General features: G+C 64.9%; 3 protein-coding genes (1 of these 3 only partly in view). All 3 read right to left on the bottom strand.

Translation table 11 applies throughout. From position 1 onward, the window contains the following. Tightly spaced (each overlapping or abutting the next), the 3 genes in view from AC0QUY_RS21545 to AC0QUY_RS21535 form a layout consistent with a single transcriptional unit that may run on beyond the window. Window positions 1–6,424, bottom strand: partial view of a non-ribosomal peptide synthase/polyketide synthase gene (locus AC0QUY_RS21545; RefSeq protein ID WP_475388276.1) — the beginning only. Its footprint begins 9,992 nt before the window's first position; only the first 6,424 of its 16,416 coding nucleotides appear in the window; its start codon is at window positions 6,422–6,424; the stop codon falls past the left edge of the window. Continuing rightward, entirely contained in the window at window positions 6,417–12,995 is a 6,579-nt protein-coding gene (locus AC0QUY_RS21540; RefSeq protein ID WP_475388275.1) for an amino acid adenylation domain-containing protein, read from the bottom strand. The genes AC0QUY_RS21545 and AC0QUY_RS21540 overlap by 8 nt, the downstream gene beginning before the upstream one ends. Further along, a complete protein-coding gene (locus AC0QUY_RS21535) occupies window positions 12,992–22,759 on the bottom strand; it encodes an amino acid adenylation domain-containing protein (protein WP_475388274.1) in 9,768 nt (3,255 codons plus the stop codon). Before AC0QUY_RS21535 ends, AC0QUY_RS21540 begins: the two co-directional genes overlap by 4 nt.

Raw genomic sequence — 22,759 nt, 5'->3', positions numbered from 1 at the left:
CAGCCATCACCGGTGCGAGGCGCTGCAGCAATCGGCCTTGCGTCAGTACCAGGGTTGTTCCGCTGTCACGCACCATGTGCAACAGCCGATCCGACGGATAATCCGGATCGAGCGGCAGATAGGCGCCACCTGCCTTCAGCACGGCGAGAACACCGACGATCAGCTCGACACTGCGCTCCAGCGCAAGGCCAACCAGCCGGTCGCGACCGATGCCGTGGTCGCGCAGCCGTCGCGCCAGGCCATTGGCGCGCGTGTTCAGATCGCCATAGCTGACTTCCTCGCCGCCAAACACCAGCGCAATCGCGGATGGTGAGGCAGCCGCACGTGCCTCAACCTGTGCAACGATGCTGCCGCCGAAGTTCGGAGCCTTGGCAAAGCCGCCGCTCCAGCCAAGCACCCTCCGCGTCTCATCGGCATCGAGGCCACTGAGTTCACCGAGCGGTCGGGAGGCATCCGCCACGATCTCGGCAAGCAGCCGCGAGAGAGACGCCTGCAGATATCTGATCTGGTCGTCATCGAACCGGCCGCGATCATAGCGGAAACCCAGATTGATGCCGTCGCTCTTGGCGAACACCGCCACCGTCAGCGCATAGTTGGTAATCGAGACCTGCTCGACTTTTCCAAAGCGACGGCCGCTTTCGTTTTCGCCGCGCAGCGCCTGATCGATCGGATAGTTCTCGAAGACGAGGATATTGTCGAACAGCGCGCGCCCGGCTCGGCCGGCGAGACGCTGTATCTCATGGAGCGGCATCCAGCCGTGATCACGCAGATCGATGTTGCGTTCCTGCAGGTCGCGAAGCCACGTCCCCACATCGGTTTGCGGGTTTGCCAGATCCACGACCGGCAGCGTGTTGATGAACAGGCCCACCATATCCTCGGAGCCGCTGATCTCCGCCGGCCGGCCCGACACCGTCGCACCGAAACAGACTACGCGCTGGCCGGTGTGACGGCGCAGCAATTGCGCCCACGCGCCTTGCAGCAGCGTGTTCAGCGTGACGCGCTCACGCTTGGCAAACCCCTGCAGTTTTGTCGTTAGATCTACGGCGAGAAGCAGGTCCAGCGAGCCATGACCTGATGCGCCTGCCGTCGCGGGGCCTTCCGGCGTATCCGCGAGGAAACTGGGCTCGTCGAGCTCGGCCATTGCCGAGCGCCAAAATGTCGCCGAAGCATCGCGGTCCTGCTTTTGCAGCCAATCAATGTAGTCGCGGTAGCGCCCCCGCACCGGGGACAAGCGGCCGCCGCGTTCGTGCTGCAATATCTCGGCCATCAGTCGCGCCGAGCTCCAGCCATCGAGCAGGATATGGTGATGCGTCCAGATCAACCAGTGGCGGCTTTCATCGAGCCGGATCAACCGCACGCGCTGCAGCGGCGCCTGCGCCAGGTCGAATCCCCTGGCATGCTCGGCCTGCGCTGCGCGGGCCAATGCGGCCTCGCGTTCGTTTTGGTCCATGGCCGCATGTTCGCGCCAGTCTTCTTCCAGGAACGGCAGCGTCACATGGCGATAGACCACCTGCTGCGCCGCGCCGGATAGTTCGCGCCATGCAAAGCCGGTTCGAAGCACCGCATGGCGAGCGCTGACCTCATGCCAGGCAGCGCGCAGCCGGCCGGGATCGAGGCCACGCACTTCGAGGGCGACCTGGTTGACATAATTGCCACTCTCGCCATCGCGCAGCGCATGGAACAGCATGCCCTGCTGCATCGGCGACAGCGGGTAGATGTCCTCGATTTCGCGACAATCTATCGTTTCACTCAAGAGGTCGATATCAGTCTGACTCAATCCCGACAGGGAAAAGTCCGAAGGCGTCATGCCGCGGGCACCGCCGGTGCAATGGTCGACAAGTTCTCTCAACGCCGCCGCATAATGCTCCGCAAAGCGCTCGATCGTCGTGCGGCGGTAACGCCTGCGGCCGTAGCTGAACGACAACCGCAACTGGCCTTCCCGCACTTGGCCGTTGATGCTCAGCCAGCGGCCAAGCGGCGCGCTGTCGCTGCGTGCCGGCCCGGCGCTCTCTTGCGCAAGGCGGAACGGCGCGCTCTCACCCACGCTGGAATCGAACTGACCGAGATAGTTGAAGACGATGCGCGGCTCGGCAAGCGCCGCCAGCGCGTTGCGCTGCGCCTCGGTGCCGAGATAGCGCAATATGCCGTAGCCCAACCCACGGGCCGGAATCGCCCGGAGCTCCTCCTTGATGGACTTGATCAGCGAAGCGTCGTCAGCGGAGCCACCCGGCAAACGCACGGGGAAAGCGGTGGTGAACCAGCCAACGGTGCGGGAAATATCGAGGCCTGCGAAAACATCCTCGCGGCCGTGCCCCTCGAGTTCGACAACGACATCGTCAAATCCGTTCCAGCGCGATACCGCCCGCGCCAGTGCCGCCAGCAAGAGATCATTGACCTGGGTCCGGTACGCCGACGGCGCCTCTTTCAGCAGCCGCGTCGTCAAGCCCGCGTCGAACACTAGCGAAATTTCCTCGCCATCGGCAACCCGATCGACGCCGCCGTGATCGTCGTCACAGGGCAGATCGGCGCACGCCCCTCGTTCGAGCCAATAGGACAACTCGGCCGCCAGCGCTTCGGTGCCGCCATAGGCCTGCAGCCGCGCAGCCCAGGATGCGTAGGATTGGCTCTTCGCCAACGCGATCGACGACGCGCCTTGCTGAATCTGTCCGTACGCCGCGGCAAAATCTTCGAGCAGCACGCGCCACGACACGCCATCGATGACGAGATGGTGCACGACGACGAGGAGTCGCTGGCTGCCATCGGCGAGGTCCATGCCGACCACGCGCAACAGCGGCCCAGCCAGCGACAGGCTGGCCTGAGCCGCAGAAGCGACCACCGTCACTTCGGCGGCATCGCGTATGCCGCTTCGAATCCACAACAGTTCCGAAATTACTGGCGCGGCACCATAGGTCGCCCGCCAGGCCCCATCGATCTCCTCGAAGCGGAGACGCAAGGCGGCATGATGCGCTACGATCGCGGCAACCGTGCGTTCCATGATTGACCAATCGAGCCGCGCCTTCGGCGTCAACAGGACGGCCTGGTTCCAGTGATGGCGCTCGCCGGCATCCTGGTTGAAGAAGCGCGCCTGGATCGGCAACAACGGATGGTCGCTTCCCTCAATCTCCTTTTCAGGAACGACCTCTTTCTCCGTCTGTTCGATGCGCGCTATCAGCGCCAGCTCCTGCAACGTCTGATGCCGGAAAACGTCACGTGGTTCGATTACGAGGCCTGCCTGGCGGGCGCGGCCGACCAGTTGCAGCGAGATGATGGAATCGCCGCCAAGCTCGAAGAAATTGTCGTCGACGCCAATGACAGGCTGGCCAAGCAGTTCGGCCCAGATCGCGGCCAGCGTCGTCTCGGCCGCGGTTCGCGGTGCGACATGCGCGGAAGTCGCAGCGGGCATCTCGGGAGCCGGCAGGGCTTCGCGGTCCACCTTGCCGTGAGCGGTGAGCGGCAGCCGCTCAAGCTTCATGATGCGGGCCGGCACCATGTAGTCGGGCAGTTCGTCCGAAAGTGCAGCGCGCATCGCCGCTACGTCAAACGCACCGTCACCCGCAACATAGCCGACCAGTTGGCGGGTGACGCCGGCTTCTCGGGCAACGACGACGGCCGACTGCACGCCACCCTGCCGCATCAGCCACGCCTCGATTTCGCCGAGTTCGATCCGGAAGCCGCGGATCTTCACCTGATGATCGGAACGGCCGACATATTCGATCACACCATCGACACGCCATCGCGCCAGATCGCCCGTGCGATATAGCCGCGCGCCGGGCGCACCGAAGGGATCGGGAATGAACCGCTCTGCCGTCAGTTCCGCGCGCCGCCAATAGCCGCGCGCCAATCCTTCGCCGCCGATGAACAATTCGCCGGTCACCCCGACCGGCACAACGTTGAGATCACCGTCCAGAATGTAGGCCGAGCGGCGTCCGACCGGACGGCCGATCGGCGCATAGTTACCGTCGATTTCTTCGCTGGCGTCGACCTTCCAGACCAGCGGCGTCACCACCGTTTCGGTCGGGCCGTAGCCGTTGATCAATGTCCGCGGCTTGAGCGCGCGCTTGACCTTGTCGAAGCCCGCCTTCGGCATCGCTTCCCCGCCGAAGGAATAAAGATCGACCGGCGGCGGATCGCCGCGCCACGCCGCAAAGTCGGCGAGTTGCTGCAAATAGGCCGGCGGGAAGCCGGCGTTGGTGACGCGCTGCTGGCGCAGCACGTCGAGCGTCTGCTCGGCCGACCACAAATTCGCGTCACGCATCACGAGCGCAGCGCCGCAGGCCAGCGCGGTCCAGAGCCGCTCATGGGCGCCATCGAAGGTAAAGGACAGGAAGTGCAGTTCGCGCGAGTGCCGGTCCATATCGTAGAGCCCGGCGGTCACCTTGCAATGCATCGCGAACGGCCCGTGCTCGACCGCGACGCCCTTCGGAATGCCGGTGGAGCCCGACGTGTAGATCACATAGGCAAGGTTTGTTGGGGCCACCGCGATCCGCGGATCACCCTCGGTCTCACGGTCAGGATCAGTCGCATCGAGTGACACAACGGCGATGCCGGGCGGTGGCGACGTCAGCGCAGAACCTTCTGCATCCACCAGCACGAAGCGCGCGCCGGCGTCGCGCATCGTGCTGACCCGCCGTTTCGCCGGATGCTCGGGATCGAGCGGCAGATAGGCCGCGCCCGCCTTCCATATGGCAAGCAAGGCTATGACGAGAGACGGCGAACGCCGCGCCGAAATGCCGACGAGGTCGGAGCGACCGACGCCCAGGCGGATCAGGCGGTGCGCGAGCCGATTGGCCCGACGATCGAGTTCGGCATAGGAGATCACCTCATCGCCGAAGATCAGCGCCGGAGCATCGGGCGTTTCACGCGCGAACTTGGCAACCGTTTGATGCACCGGCGCGAACGGCGTGGCCGTCCCGGCATCCACGCCGTTCCACTGGCGCAGCCGAGCCCATTCCTGTTCGGAAAGCAGCGCCATGCCGGCGATCGGCTGCGCGCCGTCGTCGGCCATCGCCTTCAGGACCGTGATCCAGTGCGACGCAAGACGGTCGATCGTCGTCGCCTCGAACAGCGCGGTTGCGTAAGTGAAGAGCGCGCGGATTTCGCCCGACGGCCCCTCCTCGCTGTCGAGCGCGAGGTCGAACTTGACTGTTTCGATTTCGGGCTCGACCTTTTCGATCTGCAGGCCGGTCTGGTCAGGCGGATTGCCCGACACGCGCCGGCGCTGGTGGTTGTAGAGAACCTGGAAAAGCGGATTCTGACTCAGGCTGCGCTTGGGCTGCAGGATTTCAAGCAATCGCTCGAACGGAAGATCCTGGTTCTCCTGCGCTTCGATCGTGGTTGCATGGACCGACGCGATGAAGTCCGCGATCGTCGCACGCCCGTCGATATCGGTGCGAAGCACCTGAGTGTTGACGAACAGCCCGATGACGCCGCGGGTTTCATCGCGGTGGCGATTGGCGACGGGCACGCCGACGCTGATATCGGACTGGCCGGTGTAGCGATAGAGCAACAGCTTGAAGCTCGCCAGCAGGACGACAAACAGCGTGGTCTGGTGCCGCCGTGCCAGCGCGCGCAGGCCATCGGCAAGCGCCGGATCGAGCGTCATGCGAAGCGCCGATCCGGCGAGACCAGGCACCGCCGGCCGCGCCCGGTCGATAGGAAGCTGCAGCACGGCCGGGTCCTTGAGACGGCTGGTCCAATACTTGACCTGCCGCTCGCCATCGACCGCGCTCATCCAGAGCCGCTGCCATTCGGCATAGTCGGTATATTCGATATCTGGCTCCGGCAGCGCCGGCGTCTCGTCACACGCACCCACCGCGTACAGTTTCCAGAATTCGTCGACCAGCACGCCCATCGACCAGCCATCGGCCGCGATGTGGTGCAGGCTGACGACGAGAAAATGATCGTCCTCTCCCAGCGTCAGCAACGCAGCGCGCATGAGCGGGCCGGCTTCGAGATCAAACGGCAGCGATGCTTCCTGCCGCGCCAGCAGACGCGCCTGCCCTTCGCAGTCGTCGCCGTCAAGCGTCACCTGCCGCAACGCGACCGGACGCGGATCGAGCACAATCTGCTCGGCTTCCCTGCCCTCTTGCCGAAACACCGTGCGAAGCGCGCTGTGGCGGCTGATCAGCGTGTCGAAGGCCTGCTGTAGCGCGCGCCGTTGAAGCTTGCCGCGCACCCGCACGGTCGCCGAGATGTTGTAGGCGGCGCCATCCGGATCCATCCGCCACAGGAACCAGAGGCGCGATTGCGCAAAGGACAGCGGCGCCCGCGTCCGCTCCTGGCGCGCAATCGGCAGCATCGCGAGATTGACGCCCTTCGCCGCGAGCTGCGTCAGGAACGCATGCTGCTTGTTGGCATCAAGGCGCATCAAGCGTAGAGAGATGTCGCGAAGCTGCTGCTTCTGCGTGGTCGCGGTGTCACTCATCGGCAAGTTCGACTTCCTTCAGCATGTCGAGCATCGCGGCGATGTCGTCGCTGCGCTTGTCGACCTCGATCTCAGGCGCGAGCGCAGCCGCCATGGTTTCGACGGTCGTCATTTCAAACAGCCGGTTCAGCGGCAGGTCGTGGCCGAGATCGCGCTTGATGCGGCTCACCATCTGCAGCGAGATGATCGAGTCGCCACCGAGCTCGAAGAAATTGTCGGTGACGCCGATGTCGGGCCGGCGCAGCAGGTCGGCCCAGATCGCAGCGAGCTTCGCCTCGGCCGGCGTGCGCGGCGCGATGTGCTCGGCTGACGCCGCGAGCTGATCCGGCGCCGGCAGCGCCTTGCGGTCGATCTTGCCGTTCGGCGTCAGTGGCAGCCGGTCCAGAACTACAATTCGCGCCGGCACCATGTAATCCGGCAGTACCGACGACAGCGCAGTCTTGAGCACCGCCGCATCCAGCGATGCCGCGCCGCTGACATAGCCGACGAGCTGGCGCCCCGCGCCGGCCTCACGCGCCACCACCACCGCCGAGCGCACGCCATCCTGCCCCAACAGCCGCGCTTCGATCTCGCCGAGCTCGATCCGGAAGCCGCGGATCTTCACCTGGTGATCGGCGCGGCCGATATATTCGAGCACGCCGTCGGACCGCCATCGCGCCACGTCGCCGGTGCGGTAGAGCCGCGATCCCGGCGGACCGAACGGATCGGGGATGAAGCGCTCCGCCGTCAGCGCGCCGCGCCGCCAGTAGCCGCGCGCCAATCCTGCGCCGCCGATATAGAGCTCGCCGGCAACCCCGACCGGCGCGAGGTTGAGGTCGTTATCCAGAATATGCAGCGTGGTGTTGCCGATCGGACCGCCCAAGACAGGGCGGTCGTCCTGTGCATCGAGGCGATGACGCGCCGACCACACCGTGGTCTCGGTCGGGCCGTACAGGTTCCAGACCTCGCCCGCCTGCGCCACCAGCCGCCGCGCCAGATCCGGCGGCAGCGCCTCGCCGCCAGCCAGCACCCGGCAGTTCGCCGGCAGCGATGATCCGTCATGGTCGAGCAGCATCCGCCAGGTCGAGGGTGTCGCCTGGATCACGGTGACGCCCTGCCGGGCGACAATGGCCTTCAGCCGGGCCGGATCATGCGCGGCCGCGCGATCCGCCAGCACCACGCACGCCCCGAGTGTCAGCGGCAGCCACAGCTCCAGCACCGCGATGTCAAACGACAACGACGTCAGGCCGAGCACGCGGTCCATGGCTGTCATGCCCGGCTGCTCCGCCATGGTCGCCAAAAAGTTCGTCACCGCGTCGTGGCGAACCATCACGCCCTTGGGGACCCCGGTCGAGCCCGAGGTGTAGATCACATAGGCGAGGCTTTCGGAGTGCACGGCAACATCAAGATTGCCTTCCCCGCTCTCGCCTTCCTGCTCGTCGAGCAGCCACGTCTCGGCGCCGGTCTCCTCCAGCACCGGAGCGAACTGAGCGAGCAGCGCGCTTTGCGTCAGCACCAGCGCGGCGCCGCTGTCGCGCAGCATGTGCGCCAGCCGCTCGGCCGGATAATCCGGATCGAGCGGCAGGTACGCCCCGCCCGCCTTCAGCACCGCCAGCAGCGCGACCATCATCTCGACGCCGCGGTCGAGCGCCAGCCCGACCACGACATCGGTTCCGATGCCGCGCTCGCGCAGCCGCCGCGCCAGCCCGTTGGCACGTGCATTCAACAGGCCATAACTCAACTCCTCCTCGCCAAACACCAGCGCAATTGAGTCGGGCGATTGGCGGACCTGCGCTTCGAATTGTGCGACAAACGAGCGGTCTCGTGGATATTGTGCCTGCGTCCGATTCCACGTCTCCAGCAGAAGCCGACGCTCTTCGGAGGGCAGAACATCAAGTTGCCGGACCGGAGAGCGAGGCGCCTGCTCCAGCGTCTCAGCCAGTTGATCCAGCGCCTGCTGCATCAAGGCGCAGATGCGAGCGGCCGAGAGCGGATGGACGACCTGGGCGGTCAGGCCGAGCGCCTGGCCATAATCCTCGACCGCCATCATCAGGGGATAGTTCGTACGCTCCTCGCCGCCGAGCCACTCGACGCCGTGCAGGCCTGCGCCGCCCTGATCCGCTGACGCCGCCTCTGGCTTCGCATTGTGCCGGTAGTTCAGGATCGAACTGAACAGGGGCGCCGGCGCGGCAACGCCGCTGCATCGTTGCGCGAGCGCCAGCGAGGCGTGCTCATGCGCCATCAATTCGGCCAGCCGAGCATGCGCCTTGCGAACGCTATCTTCGACCGCCGTGCCATCGATATCGAGCCGCAGCGGCAATGTGTTGATGAACAGGCCCATGGTGCGATCGCCACCGGCGCCGGCGTGCATGCGGCCGAACAGGACCGTGCCGAACACGACGTGCTCCCGGCCGCTGCTTCGCGCCACCACCTGACCCCAGGCAAGATGGCAGAGGCTGGCAGGACTCACGCCCATATGCCGCGCCAGCGCGCGAAGCCGTGCGTTGAGCTGGTCCGGCAGCATTCGCCGCGCTTCCGTCACGCCACCACCGTCACCATGCACCCGATCGAGGCCAAACGGCGTGGTCGGCTCGTCGATATCGGCCAGCATGCTTCGGAAGAAGCGCTCATGCTCGGCGGTAGCCGCCAACCTGCGTGACTGCGCCACCAGATTCCGGAACGGATACGGTGCCGAAAGCTCGTGACCGCGCCCGGACAATATCTTCCGGACTTCGTCGTGCATCCCCTCCAGCGTCGAGTGATCGCCGATCAAATGATGCAGCAACACCAAAAGCAGCCACCGCTCCTTGCCGGGATCGCGCGCAACCGCAAACTGCAGCAGCGGCGCCTGGCCAAGATCGATCCGATGGCGACGCGGGTCGAAGCGCCGCGCAAGCTGGTCATGCGCGGGACCTTCGCCGTCCAGCACGACCTCTCTCACAACCACGGAAGCCCTTCGCCAGACCACCTGGGCCGGAGCGGACAACCCGTCCCACGCAATGGACGTGCGCAGAATGTCGTGGCGGTCTATGACCTGCTGAACGGCGGCGAGATAGCGATCGAGCAAGTCGCGGCTTGCAAACGCCATCTGGCCGACCAGCAAATATGGGTCGCCTTCCTTCGACAGCAGATGGTGAAACAGGATGCCATCCTGCAGCGGCGACAGGCCATAAATATCCTGGATGTTGGCGACGCCGCCGGGCACCCCGGCCACGATGCTGTCGATGTCGGGCTGTGTCAGCGCGATCAACGGCAACAGCTCAGGCGTAATCGCCGTCGTCCGCGGCGTGATCAGGTTAGCCGGAACGTCGCCCCCTCCGTCACCATTGAGGCCGGCGGCGAAATCAGCCAGCACCGGCTTCGCAAACAGCGTGCGCACATCGGCGCGGAGCGAATGACGCTGCAACTGCTCCAGCATGCGGATCGCAAGCAGCGAGTGGCCACCTAGTTCAAAGAAGTGATCGTTGCGTCCAATCCGGTCGACGCCCAACACCTCGGTCCAGATCTTTGCAACGGTTTTCTCGATCTCGCCTTGCGGCGATTCAAAGCCGCGTCTTGCAAAAGCATCATCCTCCGGCGCAGGCAGCGCCTTACGATCGACCTCGCCATTCGGCGTCAGCGGCAGTGCGTCCAGCCGCACGAAGGCAGCCGGCACCATGTATTCCGGCAGGCGCGCACGAAGATGACTGCGCAGCGCGGCCGCGAATTCACCAGCATCGGGTGCCGCGTTATCGTCCCCACGCGCGGCCAGGTAGGCGACCAGCCGCGGGTCGCCGCTTCGATCGTTACGCATCAGTACCACCGAAGCGGTCACACCGGCGTGCTCGTTGAGACGAACCTCGATCTCACAGAGTTCGATGCGGAAGCCCCGAATCTTGACCTGGTGATCATTGCGGCCGAGGAATTCGATGTTGCCATCCGGCAGGTAACGGCCGAGATCGCCGGTGCGGTACATGCGCGCGGTCACATCCCCCGCGAAGGGATCGCGCACGAAGCGCTCCGCCGTCAGATCGGCGCGATTGAAATATCCACGGGCGACCCCTGCCCCGCCAATATAGATCTCGCCGACCACCCCGAGCGGAACGGGCGCACCAAATCCATCCAACAGATAGATCCGCGTATTCGGAAGCGGGCGGCCGATCGGGACGACGTCGTTGCCAAAGCCCGCCGGCCGCCGCCAGGTGGTGGCGCAGACCGTTGCTTCCGTCCGACCGTAGCCGTTGAAGACGGCAACGCCCGGCGGCAGTCCCTTCATGAGTTCAGCCTTGGGCAATTCTCCGCCGAGAACGAGCACCCGCAGCGACGCCAGCCTGTCGAGGTCGCCACGTCCCTGCAGCATCGCCGGCGGCAAGGTCGCATGCGTGATCGCGTTATCCGCGAGGTAGCCGAGCAGTTCCGAAGTGTTTTGAAGCTCGCGCGGGCCGACGAGAAACAGCGCGGCCCCCGAGCACAGCGCCATGACGATTTCCCAGGTGCTGGCGTCGAAGCTGAAGGAGGCAAACTGCACGACGCGGCTGCGTGGAGAAACCTCGAACAGCGCGCGCTGGACCAGCGCCAGATTTACCAGGCCGCGATGTTCGACGGCCACCCCCTTCGGCCCTCCGATCGAACCGGACGTGTAGATGACGTAGGCGAGATGCCGCGATGTAAGCCCTGTAACGGCCGGAGCAGATGTCGCCAGGCCGGCAATGGCCGAAGCACTCGCCTCCAGATCGAGAATCTCGCACGTCGCATTCGCGAATATCGCGCGTCCGGCATGATCCGCGACCAGCAGTTTCGGCTTTGCATGCTCGACGATCTCTCGCAGCCGCTCCGCCGGATCGGCCGGATCGAGCGGCAGATAGGCGCCGCCCGCCTTGAGCACGGCCAGCAGGCTGACGACCATAGAGATGCCGCGCCGCAGGCAGATTGCGACCGGCTGATCCGGACCGACACCCAATGCGATCAAGTGCCGTGCGAGCTGATTGGCGCTTGCATCCAATTCGCCATAGCTCAAGCGAACGCCCTCGTGGACCAGCGCAACGGCTTCGGGCGCTCTCCGAACCTGCTCCACAAACAGCTCGTGGATACAGCGCTCGGACGGGAACAGAGCAGCAGTCTCGTTCCATGTATTCAGAACGAGCCTGCGTTCCTCAGCGCCGATAATATCGATCCGGTCGACGATCTGATCCGCATCGGCAACCATCGCACGCAGTAAGGCCAGCAGATAATCCCGTTGACGGCGGATCGTCGCTTCGTCGAACAGCGCCGTTGCATAATTCAAGGTGCCGACAATGCGGCCGTCCGCCTCGCCCAGATTGAGCTCGAGTTCGAACTTGACCTGCTGCAGCGGGATATCGGCGATCTCGGCTTTGAGCCCGGGCAGCTCAAGAACTGCCGCTTCGTTGTTCTGCCAGGCGAACACGACCTGAAAGACCGGCGGATGCTCTAGCCGCCGCGGCGGCTGGATGATCTCGACGAGCTGCTCGAACGGCAGATCCTGATGATCCTGGGCCGCGAGCGCCGTGGTGCGCACCCGGTCGAGCAACCCGGCTACATCAGGCTCTCCCGAGAGATTCACACGGAGCGCCAGCATGTTCACAAAGAAGCCGGCCAGGCCCTCGATCTCACGCCGGTTGCGGCCAGCTGTCGGCGTACCGATCACGAGATCGGTCTGCCCGGAAAGCCTTGCCAGCACTGCCGCCCATGCCGCCAGTACCGTCATGAATGGCGTCGTGCGGTGCGATTGGCTGAGCCGCCTGATGCCGATCGCAAGATCAGCATCGATCTCGATCGGCAACGAGGCGCCGGCGAGTGATCTCTCCGGCGATCGCGGCCGGTCGGTCGGCAATTCCAGCACGGCGGGCGCATCCGCGAGCGCCCGGCGCCAATAATCGACCTGACGCTGCAATCGTTCGCCCGCCAGCCACTGCCGCTGCCAGGCGGCATAGTCCGGATATTGAATTGCCAGCGGCGGCAGCGGATCGTCCTCGCCTGCCGAAAATGCCTGGTAAAGGGCCCCGAGCTCGCGCACGAGCACGGCCATCGACCAGCCGTCGGATATGATGTGATGCTGCGTGAGCAGGAAGAGATACTTGCTCTCCGCCGTCCGGATCAGGCGGCCGCGGATCAATTGCCCTGCGGCAAGATCGAACAGCGCACCGGCCTCCTCGCGACACAGGCGCGCGAGTTCCTGTTCGATATCGTCGCGACCGCGCAGATCATGTTGGAGCACCGGAAGATGTTCGTTAACCGGCAGCAGTTCAACGCGCGGCTGTCCATCTACCACACGAAAGACGCTGCGTAGCGCCTCGTGACGCGCAAACAACCGGTCGAGGCTCTGACACCATGCCCCGACATCAAGATCACCCGAAAGGCGCAGTGCGCCGCGAATGTGATAATTGGAATTGGCGCCATCGAGCTGCGCCAGCAGCCACAGCCGCTGCTGTGCAAAGGACAGTTCGAGCGGCCCATCGCGCGGCACCGCAGGAATCGAGCTGGCTCCACTTCTGTTGACATTTTTGCCGCGATCTCTGGCCAGCGACAGGAGTTTCCTCACCTGCGCGGGATCCAGATCGCGTAAACTCGGCTTTGCTGCATCAGCCATATTCACTGCCCCGCCGCGATCAGATCCTGGAGTTCTTCGGCATCGAACTCCTGCTCGATCAGCCTGATCGATACGACACGCGCGAACGAAGCCAGGTCCGGGTGAACGAACAGATCCGAGACCGGGATCGATACGCCGATCTCCTGCGACACCCGACTGAGCACCCGCACGGCAAGCAAGGAGTGCCCGCCGAGCTCGAAGAAGTGATCGTGGCGTCCGATCCTGTCGACGCCGAGCAGTTCGGCCCAGATCTTCGCCAGCGCGATCTCGATTTCATCCTCGGGCGCCTCATAGCCACGGCGGACCAGCGCATCCTCGTGCGGCGCCGGCAACGCCCGCCGGTCGATCTTGCCGTTGGGGGTCAGCGGCAACTGCTCGAGTACGACGATCGTCGCCGGCACCATGTAATCAGGCAGAATGGTCGACAGCGCGTCGCGCAATTTGCGGCCGTCGAGCGCAGCCTCGCCGCTCGCATAGGCGACCAACTGGCGTCCGGTCCTGCTCTCGTGCGCCACCACGGCCGCAGCGCGCACGCCACGCTGTTCGAGCAGGCGCGCCTCGATCTCCCTGAGTTCGATCCGGAAGCCGCGTATCTTCACTTGCTGGTCGGCGCGACCGACATACTCGATCACGCCATCCGCCCGCCAGCGCGCAAGGTCGCCGGTGCGATAGAGACGGGCGCCGTTATCGCCGAACGGATCCGGGATAAACCGTTCCGCCGTCAACGCGCCCTGGTTCAGATAGCCGCGGGCCAATCCGATACCGCCGATGAACAGCTCGCCGGTGACGCCAACCGGCACGATGTTGAGATCGGCATCGAGGATGTAGGCGGACCTGTTACCAACGGGCCGCCCGATCGGCGCGGCCTGGCCCGGCGTCAGCGCGGCGGCGTCGACGGGCCACGCCGTCGGCGCGATCACCGTCTCGGTCGGGCCATAGGCATTGACGAGAAGATCAACATCGACGGCCCGGCGGAGTGCCTTGATGCCCGTATCCGACCAGGCTTCGCCGCCCACGATGCACGCCCTGATCGCAAGCCTGCGCCCCCTCTGCCACAACGCCGCGCTCAATTGATCCGCATAGGCTGGCGGCAGAAAGATCGTCGAGACCGAGTGTCTTTCAATCTCGCTGACGAGGTCGTCGATCAGCAGGCCTGGCCTGGACGGCAGGACCAGCGACCCGCCGGTCACCAGCGGCACCAGCCATCGCTCGTGAGCGATGTCGAAATTGATCGATGCCGTCTGGAATTCCCGGTCGCGCGACGTCATGCGGTACAGCCGGCCGATCGCTTCGCAATGCATGGCGAGCGGCCCGTGCTCGACAGCTACGCCCTTCGGCATACCCGTCGATCCCGACGTGTAGATCACATAGGCAAGGCTGTCCGGATGGATTTCAATGTTCAGGTTGCCGGTATATTCCCCGGCGAGCGGTGACGCCTCATCGATACAGCAGACCTCGACGCCGGCCCCACTTAGCACCGGCGCGAGCGGTTCGAGCAGCGCGCTTTGAGTCAATACCAGGCTCGCTCCGCCGTCGCGCAGCATGTGGGCGAGCCGCTCGGCCGGATAGTCCGGATCGAGCGGCAGATAGCCGCCGCCTGCCTTCAGGACTGCGAGCAGCGCGACCATCATTGCCGGGTTGCGCGGCAAAGCGATGCCGACCAGGCGATCCGTGCCGATGTTCCAGCGACGAAGTCGCCGCGCAAGCTGGTTTGCGCGGGCGTTCAGCTCGCCATAGCTGACGCGCTGGTCGCCCCACAAGATCGCGACAGCAGACGGCGCCTGCGCGGCTTGCGCCTCGATATGGGCGACGACGCCGATAGAGGAAGCAGGCGATGCCAAATGCGCCGCGCGGCTCCAGTTGAGGACCGTTCGGGCTTCGTCACCGACTGCCGACCCGAGATGTCCGAGCGGACGGTCAGCATCGGCCACGATCCGTTCCAGCAACCCGTGCAGCATGTCGCGAAGACGCCGGATGGCCGCCTCGTCGAACCGTGCCGCGTCGTAATTGAACTCGAGATTGAGTCGGTCGGTTCCGGCAAACACGGCCACCGCCAGCGCATAGTTGGTGGGCGTGACATGGTCGACGCGCCCCAGGCGAGCGCCGCTCTCGCCGGTTCGCCGCAGGCCCTCATCGATCGGATAGTTTTCGAACACCAGGATGCTGTCGAACAGCGTCTGCCCGGCATGGCCGGCAAGGCGCTGGATCTCGTAGAGCGGCGTCCAGCCGTGCTCGCGCAACGCGAGATTCTGCTCTTGCAACTGACGCAGCCAATCGCCGACGCCAGCTTGCGGGCTTGGCGCATCGACGATCGGCAGTGTGTTGATGAAGAGACCCACCATCTCCTCGGAGCCTGGCAGTTCGGCCGGACGCCCCGATACGGTCACGCCGAAACTGACGGCCGCCTGACCCAAATGCCGCCGCAACAACTGCGCCCACGCGCCCTGAATGAGCGTATTGAGCGTCACGCGCTCATGCTTCGCAAACGTCTTCAGCCGCTCGGTCAGTTCCGCATTTACCGCAAGCGCGATGCTGCCGTGTCCCTCGGCCGATGTCTTGTCCGTGGCCAGCGTATTCGCCAGCAGGGTCGGCGCTTCGAGCCCGGCCAACGCATCGCGCCAGAATTTTTCGGCGCCTGCGTGATCGCGGCCCTGCAGCCACGCGATGTAGTCGCGATAGCTGCCCTGCACGGCCGGCAGCGAAGCGCCGTTCACATGCCGCAGTACCTCCGCAACTAGCCGGGCCGAACTCCAGCCGTCCACAAAGATGTGGTGATGGGTCCAGATCAGCCAGTGGCGCTTGTCGTCGAGCCGGATCAGGCGCACTCGCTGCAGCGGCGGCTGCGCGACGTCGAAGCCTTGCTCGCGCTCCCGCCGGGAGACTTCGGCCAGCGCGGCATCCAGCCCTGCACGTTCTCCGCTGCGTTCAAGCGCCGCCGCGCGCTGGCGCCAATCCTCTTCGACGAAAGGCACCACCACATGGCGGTAAACCACCTGCTGCGCGGCGCCCGAAAGACTCTGCCACACAAAGCCGGTCCGCAGCGCGGCGTACCGGTCGCTCACCGCCTGCCACGCCGTCCGAAGCTTATCGGCATCGAACCCGAACAGTTCGAGCCCGACCTGGTTCACATAGGCATCGTTGTCGCCATCCCGGAGTGCATGGAACAGCATGCCCTGCTGCATCGGCGAGAGCGGATAGATGTCCTCGACAGCGCGAAGATCCAGCGCCGTGCCCAGCCGATCGAGATCGGCCTGACCGAGCCCGGACAACGTAACGTCCGACGGCGTGAGGCCAGACGCTCCACTGCAGCAATGGGCCACCAGTTCGCGCAAGGCCGTCTCGTAAAGCCCTGCCAGCCGCTCGACCGTCTCGCGCCGATAGCGCTTGCGTCCAAATCCAAAGGACAATTGCAGCCGTCCTTCACGCACCAGACCGGTGATGTTGAGCCAGCCGCGCATGGAAGCAGCAGGGCTCCGAGACGGACCCGCACTCTCGGACGCAAACGCAAAGCGCGAGGATGCGCCCATGCTGCCATCGAACCGGCCGAGATAGTTGAAGACGACCTGCGGCTCCGCCAACTGCGCCAGGGCATGGCGCTGGGCTTCGGAGCCGAGATGGCGCAACACGCCATAGCCAAGCCCGCGGTTCGGAATCGCGCGAAGCCTTTCCTTGACCGATTTGATCAGCGAAGCGTCGTCGCTAGATGCGCCTTGCAGCCGCACTGGAAATGCCGTCGTGAACCACCCGACCGTGCGGGCAACATCCGCGCCGGGGAACATGTCCTCGCGACCGTGGCCTTCAAGCTCGACCGTCACATCGTCACGCCCGCTCCAGCGCGAGACGGCGCGCGCCAGGCTCGCCAGCATCAGATCGTTGACCTGCGTCCGATAGGCGGAGGGCGCTTCCTCAAGCAGCCTCGATGTCATCTCGGCATCGAGGACCAGCGACACTTCCTCGCCGTCCTCGACGAGATCGATGCCACCATGATCGTCATCGCACGGCAAGCTCGCCCCTGCCCCGCAATCGAGCCAGAAGGGCAGTTCGTCAGCCAGCTCCGAGGTCGCCGCGTAGGCGTGCAGCCGCTCGCCCCATGACGCATAGGAGTCGCTCTTCGGCGCCAGCGTAACGGCGCCGCCCTGCTTCAGCTGATCATAGGCCGAGGCCAGGTCTTCCAGCAGGATGCGCCAGGATACGCCATCGACAACCAGATGATGGATGGCGAGCAGCAGCCGCTGGCTGCCATCGGCAAGATCCATCCCGACCGCGCGCAGCAAAGGACCCGACGACAGCGACAGGCTCTCCTGCGCGGCGGAAGCAAGCACGGTAACCTGTGTCGCATCACCGACGTCAGCATGAATCCGCAATAATTCCGACGGTGCCGGAAGAACGCCCTGCTCCGCCTGCCACGCACCGCTCGCCTGCTTGAACCGCAGGCGCAGCGCATCGTGGTGCTCCGCGACGGCCGCAAGCGCACGCCGCAGCGTTTCCCAGTCGATCTGCGCCCGCGGGACCAGCAGCACCGCCTGGTTCCAGTGATTCCGGTTGCCGATATCCTCAGCAAAGAAGCGGGCCTGGATCGGCAGCAGATGACGCATGCCGGATGCCGGATCGCCGCCGGCCGCTGTCTGTGTGTCCGGCTTCTCCTTTTTAGCAGCAGGTGTTGCCGTCACGGCCGCGACGGCTGCCAAGGCAGCAATCGTTTGCTGGCCAAAAATCTGCTTCGGCGTCAGGCGGATGCCGCGCTTGCGCACGCGGGCAATGATCTGCAGGCTGAGGATGGAATCGCCGCCGAGCTCGAAGAAATTGTCATTGCGGCCGATGCGATCGCGACCGAGCACTTCACTCCAGACTGCCGCGATTGCCTCCTCGGTGTCTCCCATGGGCGCGGCATAGCCCGGCGCGGCCGCCGCTTCCGTCGGTTCCGGCAGCCCTTTGCGGTCGACCTTGCCATTGGGCGTGAGAGGCAGTCGCTGCATAATAATAATGTGTGACGGCACCATATATTCGGGTACGACCGCAGAGAGCTGCTGCTTGACCGCCTCCGGCTGCAAGGTCCCGCCATTGGCGGGCACACAGTAAGCCACGAGTTCCTGCCGCTCGGCGCTCGCGCCGATCGCGCGGGCGATAGCCACGGCGTCATCGACCCCTTTCAGCGCCTTGATGGCGCGGCCGACTTCGCCAAGTTCGATGCGATAGCCGCGCAGCTTGATCTGATCGTCGGTGCGGCCGAGGAAAATCAGCCGGCCTTCCCGGTCACAGCGGACGCGATCACCGGTTCGATAGAGCCGCCCTCCGGCCTGTCCAAATGGATCGGGCACAAAACGCTCGGCCGTCAGGCCCGCCGCGCCGCGATAGCCCTGCGCGACGCCGGCGCCGCCGATATAGAGTTCGCCGGTGACACCGATCGGTACTTCATTCAGTGCGTCATCCAGAACATAGGCGCGCAAATTGGCGAGCGGCAGCCCGATCGGTATCGGCCCGTTCTCACGTGCAGGCTTGCATTCATGGGTCACCGCGCCGACCGTCGTTTCCGTCGGCCCGTAGTGATTCAGAATCCGGCATTGCGGCCGCAACTGCCTGATCTCTTCGAGCAGCGCTGCATCGCAGGCCTCTCCACCCAGAATGAGCGCATCGCTTGGCAGCAGATCGGCCGAGCGCTGTGCCTGCAGCAGCCCGCGCAGATGGCTGGGCACGATCTTGAGGATGCCGACGTCGCCTTCGCACATGGCTTGCGCGAATGCATCCGCATCGAACACGGCTTCGTGAGACAAGAGATGCAACGTCACGCCGGCCGCAAGTGCGCCGAACATAACGGTGTGGCCGAGATCGGCCGCCACGGTCGAGACCATCGCCATGGTTGCCGATGGTCGCGGCTGCAGGCGTTGCAAGAAGGCTTGCACGTAATTGGCCAGGGCACCGTGCGAGACGGCAACGCCCTTCGGCGTTCCGGTCGATCCCGACGTATAGATGACATACGCAATCTGCGCCGGGTGGATCACCGTGCCCGGCGGTACACTTGGTGTTTCTTCGCGCGTCGCCTCAGTGTCCGCATCGAGCACCAGGCAATCGAGCCCACGCGCTTCGGCCAGCTTCTCGCCGGCCGCCAGCACGATTTCGATGTCCCCATCCTTCAGGATGCGCCTGACGCGCTCCAGCGGCCATTTCGGATCGAGCGGCACATAGGCGCCGCCCGTCTTCAGCGCACCGAGCAGCGCAACGATGAAGGCGGGTGAGCGCTCGATCCACAACGCAACCGGCACCTCACGCGTCACGCCCTTGCCGGCGAGAATATGCGCGATGCGGTTCGATCTTTGCTCGAGATCTGCCATGGTCAGGGTTTCGCTGCCGCATCGGACGGCAACCGTCGCCTGCTTGTCGGCTGTCGACGCGCGGTGAAGGCTGATCACATCGGTGAATCCAAACGCGACGGTTTGGCTGTTCACGATCTGCCGGTTCGTATCCTCAATCACGAACTCCGATACCCGTCGCTCTGCATTGGCAGCGATCTCGCGCAGCATCGAACCGAACTGTGCGACCAGGCGCGCGATCGTCGGGGAATCGAAAAGATCAGTCGCATAGTTGAACGTCGCCTTCATGCCACCGGCGCCGTCGACGACATCAAGCGCGAGATCGAAATGCGAGCCCGCGAGATCCATGATGTCGATCTCGGCAGTGAGCCCGTCGACGCCGTCGAATCCTCGCGGAGCCGCCATGTAGTTGAACTTGGCCTGAAACAGCGGGTTGTGGCCGCCGCTGCGTTCCGGGCGCAGGCTATCGACCAGCATTTCAAAGGGCAGATCCTGATGCGACAGCGCTTCGATCACCGATTCCTTGACCTGCTGCAGCAGGTTCGGAAACGTCGCGTCATCGGCAATCTCGGCGCGCAGCACCAGCGTGTTGACGAAACAGCCGATGAGACGCTCGAGCTGCGCCTGCCGGCGCCCCGCGACCGGCACGCCGACCCGCAGATCGTTCTGCCCAGTATAGCGAAATAGCAGCGCCTGATACGCGCCGAGCAGCAGCATGAACACGCTTACGCGATGCTTTGCGGCAATCTCCCGAAGCCGCGCGGCCAGTGCGCCGTCGATTGCAAGGCCGATCGTATCCCCGGCATGGCTTTGCGTTGCCGTTCGCGCCCTGTCGTGAGGCAAAGCGAGAACCGGATGTACATCGCCCAGCTTCGCGCGCCAATATACGAATTGCCGGTCACCCTCGCCTCCCGCGAGCCAGTTTCGCTGCCAGGCTGCGAAATCGGCATATTGAATCGTTGGGATCGGCGGCGCGCCGGTGTCCTGCCCGATGGCGCTGCGGTAGAGCCCGGCCAGCTCTTCGAGCATGACGTCGAGCGACCAGCCGTCGACGACGATGTGATGGGCGAGCAGCAGCAGTTCATGCGCGTCATCGGCGAACTGAAGCAACACCGCCCGCAACAACGGCCCGTTCACGAGGTCGAACGGCTTGCCGAGCTCGGACCGCCTGAGCTCCGCGACATGTTCGTCGCGGTCGCCCGCGGGATGTAAGCTGAGATCCTCGTGCCTGATACCGACGTTCATGGCATCGTGGATAATCTGCGTTGCACGACCATCTCTGGCGATAAACGTGGTGCGCAGCACCTCGTGGCGCCGAACGATCTCGCCGATCGCGCGCGACAAGGCGGCATGATCGAGCCGTCCCTTCAGGCGGATTGTGCTGGCAACGGTATAGGCCGTCCCAGTGGGATCCATATTCCAGAGGAACCATAGCCGCTCCTGCGCATGCGACAGCGTCGCGCGATCGGCGGCCGCTGCCCGCGGGATCGGCGGCAGTGCCCGTCCTGCGCCGGTTCGCGCCAGACTATCGATATGACCCGCGAAGGCTGCGAGCGTCGGCGTGTCGAAGAAACTGCGTAGCTCCAATTCCACGCTGAAGCGTTCGCGAATCGCGGCCGCGACCTGGCCGGCCGCGATCGAGTTTCCGCCGAGCACGAAGAAATCATCCTCGCGATGCACGGCCCTTACGCCGAGCGCATCGCACCAGATCGAGGCCACGGCATGCTCAGTATCGTTCGCTGGCGCCGTGAACGGGGCGCCGTCGCGGCGGCGTCCCCTCTCGAACACCATAAAGCTATCGAGCGTATTGTCGGCCAGGCGCGCCGCGCAGGCCGAACGCTGCAGCTTACCGCTGGTCGTCAGCGGCATCGCTTGCGGATTCAACAGGACGATCACGGCCGGATATTCCTGCGCCTGCCGCAGGACCGCCTCGCCGACCGCATGCGCAAGGGCCTCGGGATCGCTGCGCTTGAGAACGGCACGGCTGAACTCCGCCGCGACCCCGATGCCTTCCCGCCCGTTGATCTCGACCGCAAACGCGGCAACCCGCCCCTTACGGACCTGTTCCACCTCGGCTTCGACCGCCTGTTCGACGTCCGTCGGATAGACGTTCTGTCCGCGAACGATCAGGAGATCCTTGAGCCGGCCGGTCACGACCAGCGCGCCGTCCCTGACGAAGCCGACATCACCGGTGCGCAGCCAGCGGATGCCGTCGCGGTCGACGAAGGCCTTCTGCGTAGCTTCCGGATTATTCCAGTATCCAGCCGCGACACTGGGACCGGCGACCCAGATCTCGCCCACTTCGTCCGCCTCGGCCGTTGCCGATCCGTCGACGCGCATGATGCGCGTGGCATGACCGGCAACCGTTTTCCCGCACGCCACGAGGTCGGTGCCCTCTTCAGCGCTCGCAACGCGGCCCGCGGCAAGCGCTGCGGTATCGAGCGTATAGCTGGCGGTTTCGGTCTTGAAGTCACCCGCCGATACCAGCAGCGTCGCCTCGGCCAGGCCGTAGCAGGCGGTCAACGCCCGCCGGTCGAACCCGGCGCGTTCGAATCGCTTGCCGAACCGCCTGAGCGTGTTCTTGCGGACGAATTCCGATCCGGAAAATGCGAACCGCCAGCGGCTGAGGTCGAGCCGGCCGATCGTGTCATCGGAAATGCGATCGGCGCAAAGCGCGTAGGCAAAGTCAGGCCCGCCGCTGATCGTACCGCCGTGGCGATCGATCGCCTCCAGCCAGCGCCGCGGCCGCTCGAGGAAATTGCGCGGCGACATCAGGACGGCGGTAAAGCCTGTAAACAGCGGATTCAGCAACCCGCCGATCAATCCCATGTCGTGATAGAGCGGCAGCCAGCTCACGAAGATATCATCGGGCGTTCCACCGGTCGCTGCCTGGATCGCCTTCTCATTGGCCGTCAGATTTTCATGCGAGACGCAAACGCCTTTCGGCTGCGATGTCGAGCCCGAAGTGTACTGCAGGAAGGCGATGGTATCAGCCGCAGGTCTCGTCTCGCGCCATTCCGTGGCGAGTTCAGGCGGGATCGTATCCACCGCAATGACCTGGACGTTGGCCAGCTCGGGAAGCGCTGCTTCCACGGCCGAACGCAGGGCCGTCTCCACCAGGATGAAGCGAGGCGCCGCGTCGCGCAGAATGCCATTGAGCCGTCCTGCATAGCGCTCGGGACCGCCCTCCGACGGATACGCCGGCACCGCGATCACACCCGAATATAGACAGGCATAAAAGGCGACGGCATAGTTGATTCCGCTCGGCAGCAGGATCACCGCCCGCTCGCCCGCGCCGTTCAACTGCTGCAATCTGGTCGCGACGGACCTTATCCGCGCATCGAGCGCGGCAAATGTCAGCTCGTCGGCGACATCGTCGCCTTCCAGGAAACGCAACGCCACCTTAGCCGGGCGCACCGCGGCGTGTTCGCGCAATCGTTCGACAAGGTTGTCTTTGTGCAT

It is taken from the genome of Bradyrhizobium sp. WYCCWR15520 (assembly GCF_056174665.1).
Note: the sequence above shows the minus strand (reverse complement) of the source record. Positions and strands in the feature narration are given on the sequence as shown.

What these genes read in the sequence shown, in the direction of transcription:
- AC0QUY_RS21535 (WP_475388274.1), bottom strand. Translation starts at nt 22,759, where the DNA reads ATGCACAAAGACAACCTTGTCGAACGATTGCGCGAACACGCCGCGGTG.